We start from the raw sequence: 15853 nt of genomic DNA on the forward strand, positions 1-15853 counted from the left end.
AGTAACCATCAATGGTTGCTACACTGGATCTTTTTATTTCAATCCTGTATAAATCTGATCAATGTTCCATTTCATCATTGAGTAATATGTATCCCCAGTGGTTCCCTTTTTGGCTAAGGAATCCGTAAATATTTTAGAATGGATCTTCAGACCAGATTCACTGGCTACCTTATCCATCGATTTGGGTGATACGGATGATTCGACAAATAAACTTTTTACTTCTGATTTATTTATTTGCTTTAAAATTCGCTCCATCTGTTCTGGAGTACCCTGTGATTCAGTATTGATTTCCCAAATATAAGCTGGTGTGACATGATAGGCAGCACCAAAATATTTGAAGGCTCCTTCAGATGTCACTAATAAACGCTGCTGTTCAGGAATTTGCAAATATTTCGACTGTACTGTTTGGTGCAATCGTTCTAATTTAGCAATATATTCATCAGCATTATCCTGATAAAAACTAGCATTACGTGGATCCTTTTCTTTCAAAACATTGGTTATCGTTCTAACGTACTTAATTCCATTTGCCAAGTCCAACCAGGCATGAGGATCGACTTCACTTTTGTTAGTAGTCAAATGTCTAGATTCAATATCTTCACTCGTGGCAAAGACTTCTTTATTAAAATCTTTGTGAGTTGTTTCAATTAATTTATTAAACCAACCATTGCCACCCGTCTCTAAATTCAAGCCATTGTGAAAAATAACATCTGCATCATTAGCTTTCGAAATATCACTCGGTTGTGGTTCATACTCATGAGGATCGACTCCGCGTTTGACAATACTGTAGAGTTCAATTCGATCACGACCAACATTCTTAACCATATCTTCTAAAATAGAATTAGTTGTCACAACATGCAATTTCTCATTGTTTGGTAAATTAGAGTTACTGTGAGCTCGATGCTGTAAGAACCAGTAGACACCACTAACCATCGTTACTACTGAAAGAAACGTAATAATTATTTTTTTCATTGTACAACACTCCTTTTCAGTTTAAAGAAGTTTTGTTTCGGTGAAAAAATAAACGATAGTGTAAACAACATTGCGGCTACGATTACAATTGCCGGCCCTGACGCCCAATTGAAGGTATAGCTGAAGTAAAGACCTACGGTTGATGAAATCACTCCCAAAATGGCCGATAAAATTAACATCCAATTTAATTTATCGGTCCATAAAAAGGCTGTTGCGGCTGGTGTGATCAACATTGCTACCACTAGAATAATTCCAACCGTTTGTAGAGCAGAAACTGTTACTAAAGTTAAAACTAGCATCAAGGCATAATGAATAATCTGAACCTTTAAACCATAAGTTTTAGCATAGGTTTCATCAAATGAAGTTACCAGCAACTCTTTATAAAAAGCAACCACGAATAGAATCACGACTCCCAAAACAATTGCTGTAGTCATAATATCGTTATCACTCACTGCCAGAATATTTCCAAACAAGATGTGATGTAAGTTGGTTGAACTTTCTGCCATTGAAATTAGGATGAAGCCCAAAGCATAAAAAGCACTAAAGATAACTCCGATGGAAGTATCAGTTTTAATTTTGCTCCGAGATGCCACAAAGCCAATCAATACTGCAGCCAAAATACCAAAAAGTGAGGCTCCAATCAAAATATTGAATCCAAACATATAAGCCACTGCCACTCCTGGTAAAACAGCATGTGAAATGGCATCTCCCATTAACGACATTCCACGTAAAATAATAAAACTGCCCACAATCCCTGACATGATACCAACCATAATCGCGGTTAGTAATGCACTTTGTAGGAAATCATACTTTCCTAAGGCATTTATAAAATCTATAACTGATGTCATCACTGCACACCTTCCTTCCCTTGAAACAGCACTGAAGAAAGATCTGCACTAAAGGCACTTTCAATATTAATGGAATTATAAACTTCTCGAGTTGGTCCAAAATCGACTATTCCGTGATTTAAAATAACCAAATCATCAAAATATTTTGTTACTTTATTCAAATCGTGATGAATAACGATAATTGTTTTACCCTGATTTTGCCATTGTTTGAGAATCTCCATAATGGCAGTTTCACTCTGTAAATCAATTCCTACAAACGGTTCATCTAAAACAATAACTTCTGCTTCTTGAACAATTGCTCGAGCTATAAAAACTCGCTGCAGTTGACCACCGGATAAGTTACCAATCTGACGTTTAGCAAATTCTTCCAGAGAAACTTTTTTTAAAGCATCATAGCTAATCTGTTTTTCTTTTTTACCAGGACTTTTAAACAATCCCAATTGACCATAAGTTCCAGTCACAACTAGATCAAAGACACTGATGGGAAAAGTTAGATCCAAATCTTTTCTTTGTTCAACGTAAGCAATTCGTTTGCGAATCCTTTCGATCGATTGACCGTCATAGTCAATAGTACCCTTTTGAGGTTTTATCAAATTCAAAATAGCTTTGACTAAGGTCGATTTACCTGCACCATTCGGTCCAATGATTCCAGTGATTTTTCCTGCGTTGAAATTAACGGCAACATCAGAAAATACTGGTGTGTCATCGTAAGCGACAGTGAGGTTCTTAACATTAAGCATAATGAGCCTCCTTATATTAGCGATTAAATCCGCTCTAAATTCAGAATATCATATACTTCATGGTGTTTCAATAATTTTATTAGGCTGGCTTAACTTTATTTTTAAATATAGATTAATCATTCTTAAAAAATAGAAATCAAAAACAGCATCTATCTAGAAACGTATAAACGTTTATCCTAAATAGATGCTGCTTCTTTTAATTAAACCTAATAGAATCTTAAATAGATTGCCATTTTATTTACTCTTATTCAAAAATGACTCCAAGATTGTCTCACGACGTCTCAAGAAGATTTGGTTATATTGATTAGGATGAACTCGATTAGTCATTACAACCATTGCATTCTGATGTTGATAATCAACCGCTAAAAATTCACCCGTATAACCTGTGTGGAAAAGAACATGTCCTGAACCATCTGGTTTCACATCCCAACCTAGTGAACGTCCAGGATTCAATTCAGTGTAATTATGATATAAAAATTCTTTATCCGGTTTCAACATATCACCGGCAAATTGCATAACATCATCCAAAGTTGCAAACATACCAGCTGATCCACAATGCTTACCCAATTGACGAGCCTTAGGATCATTAGGAATTCCGTAAAGCATCTTGCCATCAACTGGATAAGTTGGTACACATCTAACCGGATCAGGTTCAAATGTAGCATCCTTTAGTCCTTCCGGTTCAATTACATATTTCATAATAGCATCTTGAACTGGCATCTTATAAAACTTCTCTGCAATCAATCCGAGGAAAATCAAACCAGTATCCGTGTAAACAACTTTTTTATTAAAAGTATCAGTAACAGGCAATGCCAATAATGCTTGAATCAACTGATCACAGTTTAAGGCATCACGGTTAGGGATAAAGCCCTTGATGCCAGAAGTATGTGTAATCAAATGAAACAGTTCTACTCTATCATCTTTAAATTCTGGTAAATATTTGCTGACAGGATCATGTAAATCAATCAATTTATCATCTAACATCTTCAAAACTAATGGTACAGTTCCCATCACCTTAGTTAATGACGCTAAATCGTGTAATTCATCACCTTTGAGAGGAGTTATCTCTGGAACCCATGACTTATTGCCATAAGTATATTTCTGCGTCTGTGACGAGTTTATGAAGCCAAAACTGACTCCTGGAACAACTTGCTTATTCACCAAATCAATTATTTGTGCTTTTGTCTCTTCAAAACTTGCCATAAAATCCTGCCTCTCGTAATAAAAAGTATAAAAAAAGAACGTGCTATAAACACGTTCCAATTATATATCTATCTTTTTTACAAAGCGACATTTCCAGCAAATTGTGAATTATAAAGATCAGCATAGAAGCCGTTCTTGGCCATAAGCTCATCGTGATTACCTGTTTCCACGATTGAACCATGATTCATCACAATAATTTTATCGGCATTTTGAATTGTTGAAAGTCTGTGAGCTACAACGAAACTTGTTCTGTTCTTCAACAAACGTTCCATCGCATGTTGAATATGTAACTCTGTTCTAGTATCAACCGAACTTGTTGCTTCATCCAAAATCAAAATCTCAGGATCAGCTACAAAGGCACGAGCAATGGTAATTAACTGTCTTTGTCCTTGTGAAATATTCGAAGCTTCCTCATTCAATACCGTGTCATAACCCTTTGGCAATTGACGAACAAAGTTGTCTACATGGGCTGCTTTGGCAGCTTCAATAATTTCATCCTTAGTAGCGTCTTCACGACTGTATTTCAAATTATCATAGATAGAACCAGTAAAGAGCCAAGTATCCTGAAGGACCATCGCATAATGACTTCTGACTTGTTCACGTGTCATATTACGAATATCTTTACCATCTAGTTTAATGGAACCACCTTTAACATCATAAAAACGTTCCAACAAATTAATGATAGTTGTCTTACCAGCACCCGTTGGACCAACAATAGCTATCATTTGACCTGGTTTGACATCTAAATTGTAATCTTCCAAAAGAATTGGCTTGTGTTCATAACCAAATTTAACATGATCAAGCGTAACCTTATTATCAGTTTCAACATCGGGTACATCAACTGTATCATTTTCCATTTCAGGTTCATCCAAAATTTCAAAGACACGTTCCGCTGAAGCCACGGTAGCCTGAATTGTATTGGTTAAATTAGCTAATTGTGAGATTGGTTGTGAAAATTGATTCATATATTGTAAGAAAGCTTGAATGTTACCTAATGAGACATTACCATTGGCAACTTGAATTCCACCATAAATGGCTACTAAAACATAACCTAAGTTATTGATGAAAGTCATCAAAGGCATGACAATACCAGAAATCATTTGAGCTTTCCAGGAAGCCTTATAAAGTTTAGTATTTTCCTTTTCAAATTCTTCAATTGATTCATCTTCATGATTAAAACTCTTAACAACAACATGTCCCGTATAGTTCTCTTCAACTTGGTTGTTCAAAAGACCTAGTGAAGCTTGTTGACGTTTGAAGAATTTTTGTGATTGTGGGGCAATAATTCCAACAACAATCAAACTTAAAGGAACAGTGGCTAAAGCAATCAAACTCATTTGCCAACTAATTGTGAACATCATCCAAATAACACCAATAAAAGTTACAGTACTAGTTACCAACTGAGTCAAACTTTGTTGCAAGGTTCCGGCAATGTTATCCATATCATTGATAGCACGTGACATAATATCACCATTAGAATGAGAATCGTAATAAACGATTGGTAAACGTGCCATCTTTGACTTCAAATCACGTCTTAGTTTATAAACTGTCCGTTGTGAAATACGAGTCATAACGAATTGTTGAATAAAGTTGAAAACAGCTGAAGCCAAATACATCAAGATAACGATTAAAATAATATGTTCGATCTTACTAAAATCAATTGGCAGACCATTAATCTTTAATCCGGCTTTTTGTTGAGCTACACCAGTCATTAATCCCTTATAGATCTCAGTTGTAGCTTCACCTAAAATCTTAGGAGTCTTAATTTGGAAGACAGCCGAAGCAATCGCTAAGATCAAGACAAAAATTATTCCGACCATATAACCGGACATGTACTTAGCTAAACGACCAGTTGTTTTCCAGAAGTTCTTAGGTTTAACAACAACCGCTGGCCCAGGTCCAGGACCATGTCCTACTGAGGGTGATTGATTATTTTTCTCAGCCATTACTTACCCTCCTTTAATTGAGACTCAATTATTTCTTGATAAGTCTTATTATTTGCTTTCAATTCAGCATGCGTTCCTAATCCGACCATCTTACCATCATCTAAGACAACAATTTGATCAGCATCAGCAACTGTTGAAATACGTTGACCGACAATAACAACAACGCTCTGACTGATTTTTTCATCATTTCTCAATGCTGTTCTTAAATTCAAATCAGTTTTGAAATCAAGAGCTGAGAATGAATCATCAAAGACATAAATTGAAGCATCTTTGACTAAAGCTCTGGCAATTGCTAAACGTTGCTTTTGACCACCAGAGAAGTTCTCTCCGCCTTGTTCAACTTCTGAATCGAGCTTGTCATCCAATTCACTAACAAAGTCCGCTGCTTGAGCAACCTCTAGTGCATGCCAAATTTCATCATCAGTAGCATCTGGTTTACCATAGAGCATATTGTCACGAATTGTCCCTCTAAATAAGTAGGCCTTTTGGGGAACCATTGAGACTTTACTATTGATATCCTCAGTACTCAAAGCCTTAACATCGGTTCCATTAATACTTACAACACCCGTTTCGGCATCATAAAATCTAGGAATCAAATTGATTAGAGTACTTTTACCTGAACCAGTACCACCGATAATTGCTAAGGTTTGACCCTTAGTCATGTTAAAATTCAAATTAGCTAAAGCCAACTTTTCGGCTCCAGCATAACGGAAGTTAACATCATTAAAACTAAGAGCAGGTTCATTCTTAAGTTTAGCTGGTTTAGCTACAACATCAATTTTACTTTTTGTTTCAAAAACTTCTTGAATACGGGCAGCTGAAGCTGAAGCACGGGGAACAAATACAAAGACCATTGATAAGATCATAAAACTCATTAAAATTTGCATAGCATAAGTCATAAAGGCAATCATATTACCAATTTCCATTGACTGATTAGCAATATAATGAGCACCCAGCCAAGTGATACCAACATTAGTACCACTCATAATCAAAGTAACAATTGGGAACATCAATGCAACGATACTAAATACTTTAACCGCATTGTTAGTATAATCTTGGTTAGCATCATTAAATCTATCTTGTTCAAATTTATCTTGTCTGAAGGCACGAATAACACGTACCCCTGTCAAACCTTCACGGAAGACCAAGTTCAAACAATCAGTTTTCTTTTGCATTGCCTTAAACAAAGGAACAGCAAAAAACATCACAGCTCCCACTAGAACAAGCAAAATAGGAATCGAGATCAAAAAGATCTTCGTCATTTCTGCGTTCTTTTGATAGGCCATGAAACTTGCACCAATCAGCATAATCGGTGCCATAATCATCATTCTCAACATCATGATCATTACATTTTGAATTTGGACAACATCATTCGTTGTTCTAGTTGTTAGAGATGAAGTCTCAAATTTGTCGAACTCATCATGTGTAAAGTATAATATTTTCTTGAATAAATCGGATCTTAACTTTCGACCTAATCCTTGTGACGCTTGTGACGCCATCAAGACATTACCAAACGCTGCTATAACGGTGATAAATGATACAACAATCATTTTAATACCAGCGCTGACAATGAAGTCAGTATCACCAGTAATAACACCTTTATTAACAATGTCTGATGTTAGATTAGGGATATATAACGTTGCAATAACTTGGAAAATCATAAAAATAATTGCCGCAAGCACTTGCCAAACATTGATCCTTCCTCGAGCAATCTTGAACATTTATTCACTCCCTTTAAAAAACTCACATAGCATTATAGTATTAAAGCACTAATTATCAAATAATTCTAATAATTATCTTAAATAAGGTGGCTTTTTAATGAATAATTCTAAAAATAATTATCAACCTATAAAAACTATATTCCATATTATAGCCTTTTTGGCTCTATTTTTATTAGAGCAACTTCCATTAAGTATTCTGACATTGACCAAAAAGCAACTCGGATCAAGTTACCAATCTTATCTGAAAATTGCACCAATTATAACCATTATATTGCTAATTGTCGCTGCTATCATAATTATTTTTGTGTTTAAACGCGTACAAAAGTTCCCTACTCAAAAATTTACTAAAAAAACCTGGCTAATTATCTTAATCGCAACTGTTTTAATCGGCTTCATTAATTTTGCCACTGTTCCTTTTATGAAGAGTAGTAATGCCAATGTCGAAGCTTTACAATTGATTGGTAAAAATAATATAGCTATTCTAGTTATTTTTAGCGTGATTGTTGCACCAATTTTGGAAGAAATAATTTTCCGCGGTATTTTTATGAATTGGTTCTTTGTTAATAGTCCATTAATATCGGTTTTGTTGAGTGGTATATTCTTTGGCTACGTCCATGCACCCTTTGGAACTGGAACCGATTGGATTTATGCTCTTTCAAAAGTGTTGCTAGGTATCGTTCTAGCAGGCGTTTATTATCGAACTAAGAATATTAAGGCTGACATTACTGTTCACTTTCTCAACAATTTTCTTGCTATCTTCAGTGGTTTAGCTATTTCAGGAGTTATCTTACTATGAGAAATAATCAGAAAAAGTTCAATGAAATTTATCAAAGCCTTTTAAGAAAAATTGTTATGTTCGGCGTACTGTCAATGTTACTAATGGCCAGTGCTAGAATTACTGGTTGGATCATTATGGAATATGCTGGCTTTGCCAGTGCTATTTATACTATCGTCTTGATTGGAATGCTGATTTATATATTGATAATTAAAACAAAAGATAAAAATAATTAACAATTATTATTGACACCGTCCCTACTTTATAGGTAAAATAATGATTGTTGTTTAATTGCCCGTTGGTCAAATGGTTTAAGACGCCACCCTCTCAAGGTGGAGTTATGGGTTCGATTCCCATACGGGTGATAATGTATCAAATTCCATTATATTTTATAATTATAAAAGTGTCGTAAACGTTGAGTTTACGGCATTTTTATTTTCTAAAAACTCTGAATAAATTTAAGATTTTATATATAGTCACAAGATGAAGATTCTTTAATTCTAATCTGAAATATGTTGAAAAAAATTTAATTGCAAATAAATGTATTATAATTAGTTCTTTCTAATACAAAATATTTATTTTCTGAACTTTATCTGTGATAATAGGAATAACTATTTCCTAATCAATTAAGAAAGGAATAAAATATTGTCATTCAAAACACCACTAGCCGATTTAATGAGGCCACAAACCCTTGATCAAATGGTTGGTCAACAAGAATTATTAAAAACTGGACAACCTTTAAGACAAATTATCGATCAACACGTTAACATCCCTCTATTATTGTGGGGACCACCTGGCACGGGCAAAACTACCCTAGCCAAAATTATTGCTAAGGCTAACAATTATCCTTTCGACTCGTTCAATGCTTCTACTGATAACAAAGCCAAATTGACTAAACAAATTGATCAATATCCTGACGATTCATTTGTCTTACTGATAGACGAAATCCATCGTATGACCAAGACCTTGCAAGATTTTCTACTACCTTATTTGGAAAACGGTCATATTATGCTAATCGGATCTACGACTGAGAATCCAATTATGTCAATCGTTCCCGCTATTCGTTCTCGAAGTCAGATTTTTGAATTCAAATCACTTAGTGACACGGATATCGAGACTATGTTGAAACGTGCTGTGACTGAAATCTATAAATTAACTGACGAACAAGTCGAAACTGACTCTTTGAAACTAATCGCTATTTCTGCTGATGGTGACTTGAGAATTGCTTTGAATACTTTAGAAACAATTCACGCAATTAATCCCGATAAAATCACTGTCGAAAACGTGAAAAAATTTGCCCAGCAGCAACATTTCAATTACGATAAAAAGGCCACTAAACACTATGACTATCTTTCCGCCTATTCTGATTCCATGGCCGGTTCTGATACAGATGCAGCGTTATATTATTTAGCAGTATTATTGAAAAATAACGATTTACCATCAGTCGTACGCAGATTACGTGAAATTCCATACACTTATATTGGATTGGCTAACCCTCAACAAGTTACTCAAATCGTTGTGGCCGCTAATCAAGCCGAAAAAATTGGAATGCCAAAGGCCAAATATCCACTAATGTCTGCCACAATGCTTATGTGTATCTCCCCTAAATCAGGATCATTTGATGAGACTTGGGAAAAATTAGATCAAGATACTGAGCATCCCAACGAACACCCCATGCCTAAAGGTTTGCGAGATATGCATTATAAACATTCCGAAGAAATTACTGGTGGAGGCTTAATAGATTCTCCCTTTGCATCACCGCACCAACTTGCTCAACAAAACTATATGCCAAAGGGTTTAAAAGGGCGTCGTTATTATTATCCTAAGGACAACAACAACGAGAAAAAATTGGGAGAACAATATTTGAAACTACATCGCTATATTTATCAGGAAGATTACAAAGACTCCGATTCAAATAAGGGACAACAATAATGGAACTTACAGATCAATTAATTGAATATGTTAAAAAATCAGAGGACACATACATAGACAAGCCATTCAAGAAATTCCCCGATTATCAAGTACTCCGCCACAAAGACAGTGGCAAATGGTTTGGTTTAATCATGCCTGTTGAAAAAAATAAATTAGGTTTGGATGGTACGGGGAGCATTGACTTACTTGATGTGAAAATTAATCCTGAAATAAATTCTATTTTAAGAAATGCCTCTGGTTATTTGTCTGCTTATCACATGAATAAAGAACATTGGATTTCCATTATTTTAGATGGCACAGTTGAATGGAAACAAATAATCAATTTATTAAAAGAAAGTTATTCTTTAACTAATTAATTTATTTGAACAAATAAGGATGATTATTCTTTTCAATCGTCATATATCAATATATAGCCTTTAAAAACTCATATTTTTCAATAAAAATACATAATAATTGACTATTATGTACTTTTTTCTTAGTATAAAATCACAATTTGAATCAATCCAAATTGTAATGAGACATTTAATAGCCTCTTGCTTGAAAAATAATGGAGATAAGAATATGACCGAAAAACTTACCACTGAATCAGGTCAACCTTGGGCTGACAATCAACATTCCTTAACCGCTGGTACTAGAGGACCAGTTTTAATTCAAGATTATGCTCTTCTTGAAAAGCTCGCACATTTTAACCGCGAGCGAATCCCTGAAAGAGTCGTCCACGCTAAAGGTGCCGGTGCCAAGGGTTATTTTGAATTGACTAAAGATATGAGTCAGTATACTAAGGCTGACTTATTCAACGGTGTTAATAAGAAAACACCAATTTTTATCAGGTTTTCTCAAGTTGCCGGGGAAAAAGGTTATCCCGATACCGTTCGAGATGTTCGTGGCTTTGCCCTGAGATTTTACACTCAAGAAGGAAATTACGATATTGTTGGTAACAACACACCAGTATTTTTTGTTAATGATCCTTTAAAGTTTCCTGATTTCATACATTCACAAAAACGTGATCCTCGTACTAATCGAAGAAATCAGAAAATGCAGTGGGATTTTTGGGCTCATTCGCCTGAATCTCTTCATCAAGTAACTATCCTAATGTCAGACCGTGGAATCCCCGCATCTTATCGAACGATGGAAGGCTATGGTTCTCATACATTTAAATGGGTTAACGAAAAAGGTGAACAATTCTGGGTCAAATACCATTTCAAAACGGATCAGGGTGTTAAGAACTTATCCAATGATTTAGCTGAAAAGTTATCTGGTGAAAATACAGATTACTTACAAGATGAGCTGTTCGACGCCATTGAGAAAAAAGACTATCCTTCTTGGACCGTCTACGTACAATTAATTCCCTATGAAGAAGGATTAAATTATAAATGGGATATTTTTGATGTTACTAAAGTTGTATCTCAAAAAGACTACCCTCTAATTAAAATTGGTAAATTTACGCTAAATGAAAATCCTGATAACTATTTTCAAGATGTCGAAGAATCTGCTTTCTCACCTGCCAATTTTGTACCCGGAATTGAAGCTTCCCCTGATAAACTTTTGCAGGGTAGATTGTTCGGCTACAAAGATGCCGAAAGATACCGTTTAGGAGCTAACTATGAACAGTTACCTGTAAATAAGCCCGTAGTTCCCGTACACAATTATGCTCGTGACGGATTTATGCAAACGCAAAATCCCGATGGCAATGTTAATTACGAACCCAACTCAGAAAATGGTCCTAAGGAACAAATCAATAAAAGTATCGCTAAATTTGATGTAGAAGGTAAAGCTGCTAATACTCCTTATGAATACAAGGTCGACTACACGACCCAAGCAGGTGATCTTTATCGTCTATTGACATCCGATGAAAAAGATAGACTAATTGAAAATATTGTTTCTGGACTCGGAAGCTTTGATGACAAAGAAATTCAAATTTTAGAAACTAAACAATTTTATGCCGCTGATAAAGAATATGGTTTAAGAGTAGCTCACGAATTAAATTTATCAGAAAATGATATAAAATAAACTTTTACGAAAATAAGCACTAGCAATGATCCCTAAAAAGATTATTACTAGTGCTTATTTGAATATCCTCAGTTACATTGATCAATCACTTGATAATACTGTTATTTGTACTAGAAAAGGTTACTAAAGATTCCTATAATTAAAGTTAACTTGTAAAAAATCAATGGAGAATCTTATGGATAATACAGCTATCATCAAAAAATATTTTCAATCCTGGCTTACACGGGACTTTTCAGACCTAGACACCTACATCGACGAAAAAATCATTTATCGCGAATGTTACGGTCCTATATATATTGGTCTGGATGAACTACATCAATTTATCGACAATATGATGAATCGCCAAAAAGTTTTAAACTGGCGAATTGATAAAATCCTCCCAACAGACAAAAACACTTATACAGTGTTATGGTATTTTCATGCTGTTGAGCATACTGAATACGACTTCGACGGTGCCTCAATAATTCAATTTAAAGATAATAAAATTATTGACGTCGCTGAATATCGATCTAAACATGAGACTTTTCGTCCATTCAAAAAAGAGGGTAAAAATGAATTCAACAATTAAGAATATGACTGAACACGTTTCTGTACGTGAATTTAAAGATCAAGCCATCACCGCTGATCAAAAGCAATCACTATTAGCTGCAGCTCAAAGTGGTTCCACATCTGAGTTTGTTCAAGCTTTTTCTATCATCGAAATAACTGATCAGAAACTTAGAAATGAGTTAGCTGATATTACCATTAGCTCCCCACATGTTAAAAAAGCCGATACATTTTATGTTTTTGTAGCCGATTTAAACCGTCAGGCTAGTATTTTAAAAGCACATAATCAAAGCTTAGATAGTTTAAAGAATATGGAATCATTGATTGTCAGTGTCGTTGATACGACTATTGCTGCTCAAAATATGGCAGTTGCCGCTGAATCAATGGATTTGGGTATCTGCTATATTGGTAGTCTTCGTAACAATATCAAACGAGTGGCTGAATTACTGAATCTACCAAAATTCACTGTTCCCGTCTTTGGTATGACGGTTGGTATTCCTGCAACGAAAAATCAGCATAAACCACGCCTACCACAGGCTAATCAAGTCGCTACTAACACATATGACAATCAGAAATTCACTGATTTAAAAGCATATGATCAAGATGTCCACGAATATTATGCTAATCGTAAAACTAATGCTTCCGACACCAATTGGTCTGAAAAGAACTTAACAATTTTCAAACAAATTAGACGTCCAGAGGTAGCCAGTTTTCTTAAAGAACAGGGCTTTACGTTAGCTTAATTTTTTCGATACTTTTCAATTTCACTTTGATACTGATCAATTAGTTGTGAACGATAAGTCTTATCAGTTTGACCATCACGAACTTTAGACCAAATAATAGCCGCAACCTTCATTTTTGCGAATATTTTTTTGAACGCTCATCATGGTTAAAATCTTTTACAAAATTATTCCATTGGTAAGTGTGTTCTTCCTCATTGTCAGTCAAAGTTTTATTCTGATAGGCATCAATTAAATCCTGTACCGTGGCTGAAGTGTCCTGATCACTTTGAACTTGGCGCATTTTAATTGCCATGGACTTTTTAAAACTGAATTTACTCATTTGAAAATAATCAGCGAAAAACTTTCTAGCTTCTGCATTCAATTTGAATCCCGTGGCTAATAATTTAGTCTGCGGATTGATTTGTTCCGTCTTCAATGATGAAATGTGAGTATTAGTCCGCCAGTTTTTATTTGTGATTGTGGTATGCCACTCAAATACTGAATAATATATTGATTCAATTCAGCCTTAGTTCCATAACTAGGCAACTAATTATCTTTACAAATCTGTACTAATTCTGTTTTATACCAGTTTTTCTTTATATTACAAGAGATGTGCATCTTTCAATAGTTCTTCAATATAAGTTCCATGGATCTTCTCCATAACTTTCTTCTCTACCAAACGTTCCTTAAATGGCAATTTAATATCTTCAAGCTTCTTCTTACCATCTAGATAGTAGATAGCACGCATCAATGTACGTACATCATAAGCTGAACCAAAGACTTCAGGAACTCCACGATCAACATTCAACAAAGTATAAACGGCTTCCATAGCTGTTCTAACTGAATATTCTGTTGTGAAGACTGTATCACGGTCTGTTTCAGCAAAATTACCAATGAAGGCTAAGTTCTTTGATCCTTCTGGAACAACTAATGGACGATCTCCAAGTTTTCTTGGCATAAAGTATGAAGTGATGTATGGCATATGTGCTGGAATAGTACTTGCATGATTTTCAGCAATATCCTTGATCTTATCAGTTGGAACACCAATATGATAAAGCCACTCTTCACATAATTCATCACCAGTACACTCAGTGATCTTCTTATTTACGAAATTACCTGGTTTATCTGAGAATAGTCCATAAACCCAGACAACCAATTCGTTATCCTTTTGTCTCTTAAAGTGTTTTTGACGACTGATGGAATATCCATATAACCAGTTAGAATCTTTGATACTTACTGGACCACTGGTTACGATTGAACCGCTATGTGGATCTTTCTTACTGATCTTCTCGATATATGGTGTTACTTCATCATCAGTTAAAGTAACTGTTCCAGAAATAGTCCAGTTTGCTTCAGGGATATTCTTACAGAATTTGTCTGGATGACCAAAAGCCTCATCTTGTTTAGCTAAGTTTTCCCATAATTGCCAACTGCTACCCAATTCATGTTCGGTTGGTGCTGGATGAGTCTTGTCACCATAAGTTGTGCTCTCAGTAATTGAACCATTTGTTACAAAGACTAAATCATTTTCTGTCAAACTGATTGTGTTATCTTTGCCATCAGTTGTAAGGTCGATTTCTTTAGCCACTTTAGAACCATTTGATGTATCAACCTTAATATTATTTACATGAGTATTATATGTGAATTGAACACCTTTACTCTCCAAGAATTTAATCAAAGGTTGAATCAAGGATTCATATTGATTGTATTTGGTGAATCTCAATGATGAAAGATTTGACAATGAATCAATATGATGACAGAAACGCATCAAATAACGTCTCATTTCCATAGCACTAGCCCAAGGTTCGAAAGCAAACATTGTTGACCAGTAGAGCCAGAAGTTAGAATTCAAAAAGTCCTCTGAGAAGACTTCATTGATCTTCTTATCACCCAAATCCTTTTCAGGTGTCATAACCAAATCCAATAGTTCTTGAACTGCCTTTGGTGTTAATGTTAAATCTCCTTCAGTTGGCAATTCTTTTCCTTGCTCTTGGATAACTCTGCCATGTGAGAAACTAGGATCTTCTTTATTCAACCAATAAAATTCATCCAAAACAGATGCATCAGGATTTTCCAATGATGGAATTGATCTAAACAAATCCCAAAGTGTTTCGAAATGAGGTTCCATCTCTCTACCACCACGGATGATATAACCCTTTTGTTCATTCCAAATACCATCCATACTACCACCAGGTAGAGCTAATTCTTCTAGGACATGAATCTTGTCGCCTTTCATTTGACCATCACGTACGAGAAATGACGCAGCTGCCAAACCAGCTAATCCAGAACCAACAATGTATGCTGACTTATCATCAACGCCAACTGGTTTCATTGGTCTAGCAAATGCCTCATAATTTCCGTTACTTCTATACATAAGAACCACCTCTTGAATTATTAGCTTTCTTAGTTGAAATCGTTTACAGCTAGAATATAGTTCTTAT

At 35.1% G+C, this 15853-nt stretch carries 14 protein-coding genes, 1 tRNA gene and 1 pseudogene; 8 read left to right on the forward strand and 8 right to left on the reverse strand.

Translation table 11 applies throughout. The annotated features are described in order from the left end of the window. Positions 1-33 precede the first annotated feature (33 nt). The 6 genes from ACI6PB_RS08060 to ACI6PB_RS08085 all read right to left on the reverse strand — a co-directional run bounded on the left by ACI6PB_RS08060 (position 34) and on the right by ACI6PB_RS08085 (position 7427). Positions 34-969: a metal ABC transporter solute-binding protein, Zn/Mn family gene (locus tag ACI6PB_RS08060; RefSeq protein WP_404327256.1), complete on the reverse strand. Its 936-nt coding sequence runs from the start codon at positions 967-969 to the stop codon at positions 34-36. Next, complete coding sequence (locus ACI6PB_RS08065; RefSeq protein ID WP_309511221.1) at positions 966-1817, reverse strand: metal ABC transporter permease; 852 nt, start codon at positions 1815-1817, stop codon at positions 966-968. The genes ACI6PB_RS08060 and ACI6PB_RS08065 overlap by 4 nt, the downstream gene beginning before the upstream one ends. Then, positions 1817-2557 carry a metal ABC transporter ATP-binding protein gene (locus tag ACI6PB_RS08070; protein ID WP_404327257.1) on the reverse strand — a complete coding sequence of 247 codons (741 nt, stop codon included), beginning with the start codon at positions 2555-2557 and terminating at the stop codon, positions 1817-1819. Before ACI6PB_RS08070 ends, ACI6PB_RS08065 begins: the two co-directional genes overlap by 1 nt. 234 nt (positions 2558-2791) lie before the next feature. Further along, positions 2792-3760 carry a serine hydrolase domain-containing protein gene (locus ACI6PB_RS08075; RefSeq protein WP_025084796.1) on the reverse strand — a complete coding sequence of 323 codons (969 nt, stop codon included), beginning with the start codon at positions 3758-3760 and terminating at the stop codon, positions 2792-2794. Positions 3761-3837: 77 nt separating this feature from the next. Continuing rightward, on the reverse strand, positions 3838-5706 hold the full coding sequence (locus ACI6PB_RS08080; RefSeq protein ID WP_309510844.1) for an ABC transporter ATP-binding protein: 1869 nt from the start codon (positions 5704-5706) through the stop codon (positions 3838-3840). Continuing rightward, positions 5706-7427, reverse strand: a complete 1722-nt coding sequence (locus ACI6PB_RS08085) for an ABC transporter ATP-binding protein (RefSeq protein ID WP_404327258.1) — start codon at positions 7425-7427, stop codon at positions 5706-5708. The genes ACI6PB_RS08080 and ACI6PB_RS08085 overlap by 1 nt, the downstream gene beginning before the upstream one ends. A gap of 97 nt (positions 7428-7524) precedes the next feature. Here ACI6PB_RS08085 and ACI6PB_RS08090 point away from each other — a divergent pair, with 97 nt between their 5' ends. The 8 genes from ACI6PB_RS08090 (at position 7525) to nfsA (ending at position 13433) form a co-directional block, all read left to right on the forward strand. Then, a complete protein-coding gene (locus ACI6PB_RS08090) occupies positions 7525-8223 on the forward strand; it encodes a CPBP family intramembrane glutamic endopeptidase (protein ID WP_025084798.1) in 699 nt (232 codons plus the stop codon). Continuing rightward, entirely contained in the window at positions 8220-8438 is a 219-nt protein-coding gene (locus ACI6PB_RS08095) for a hypothetical protein (RefSeq protein WP_025084799.1), read from the forward strand. Before ACI6PB_RS08090 ends, ACI6PB_RS08095 begins: the two co-directional genes overlap by 4 nt. A gap of 56 nt (positions 8439-8494) precedes the next feature. Continuing rightward, positions 8495-8567 (forward strand) — tRNA-Glu (locus tag ACI6PB_RS08100). A gap of 280 nt (positions 8568-8847) precedes the next feature. Next, positions 8848-10134: a replication-associated recombination protein A gene (locus ACI6PB_RS08105; protein ID WP_404327259.1), complete on the forward strand. Its 1287-nt coding sequence runs from the start codon at positions 8848-8850 to the stop codon at positions 10132-10134. Then, positions 10134-10490 carry an MmcQ/YjbR family DNA-binding protein gene (locus ACI6PB_RS08110; protein ID WP_404327260.1) on the forward strand — a complete coding sequence of 119 codons (357 nt, stop codon included), beginning with the start codon at positions 10134-10136 and terminating at the stop codon, positions 10488-10490. Before ACI6PB_RS08105 ends, ACI6PB_RS08110 begins: the two co-directional genes overlap by 1 nt. Before the next feature lie 205 nt (positions 10491-10695). Then, complete coding sequence (locus ACI6PB_RS08115; protein WP_056955778.1) at positions 10696-12144, forward strand: catalase; 1449 nt, start codon at positions 10696-10698, stop codon at positions 12142-12144. Between the two features lie 175 nt (positions 12145-12319). Then, complete coding sequence (locus tag ACI6PB_RS08120; protein ID WP_404327261.1) at positions 12320-12712, forward strand: nuclear transport factor 2 family protein; 393 nt, start codon at positions 12320-12322, stop codon at positions 12710-12712. After that, positions 12696-13433 carry an oxygen-insensitive NADPH nitroreductase gene (gene nfsA / locus ACI6PB_RS08125; RefSeq protein ID WP_025084803.1) on the forward strand — a complete coding sequence of 246 codons (738 nt, stop codon included), beginning with the start codon at positions 12696-12698 and terminating at the stop codon, positions 13431-13433. The genes ACI6PB_RS08120 and nfsA overlap by 17 nt, the downstream gene beginning before the upstream one ends. On the opposite strand, the pseudogene ACI6PB_RS08130 reads toward nfsA, so the two are convergent. Together ACI6PB_RS08130 and ACI6PB_RS08135 are read right to left on the reverse strand one after the other, a co-directional pair. Beyond that, a pseudogene (locus ACI6PB_RS08130) lies at positions 13430-14030 on the reverse strand (SAP domain-containing protein). The gene nfsA and the pseudogene ACI6PB_RS08130 sit on opposite strands and share 4 nt — an antisense overlap. Continuing rightward, positions 14014-15786: an oleate hydratase gene (locus ACI6PB_RS08135; RefSeq protein ID WP_404327262.1), complete on the reverse strand. Its 1773-nt coding sequence runs from the start codon at positions 15784-15786 to the stop codon at positions 14014-14016. The pseudogene ACI6PB_RS08130 and the gene ACI6PB_RS08135 overlap by 17 nt, the downstream one beginning before the upstream one ends. Between the last annotated feature and the right edge of the window lie 67 nt (positions 15787-15853).

Origin of the sequence: Companilactobacillus paralimentarius, assembly GCF_963227125.1 — a bacterium.
Classification (GTDB): Bacteria; Bacillota; Bacilli; order Lactobacillales; family Lactobacillaceae; genus Companilactobacillus; species Companilactobacillus paralimentarius.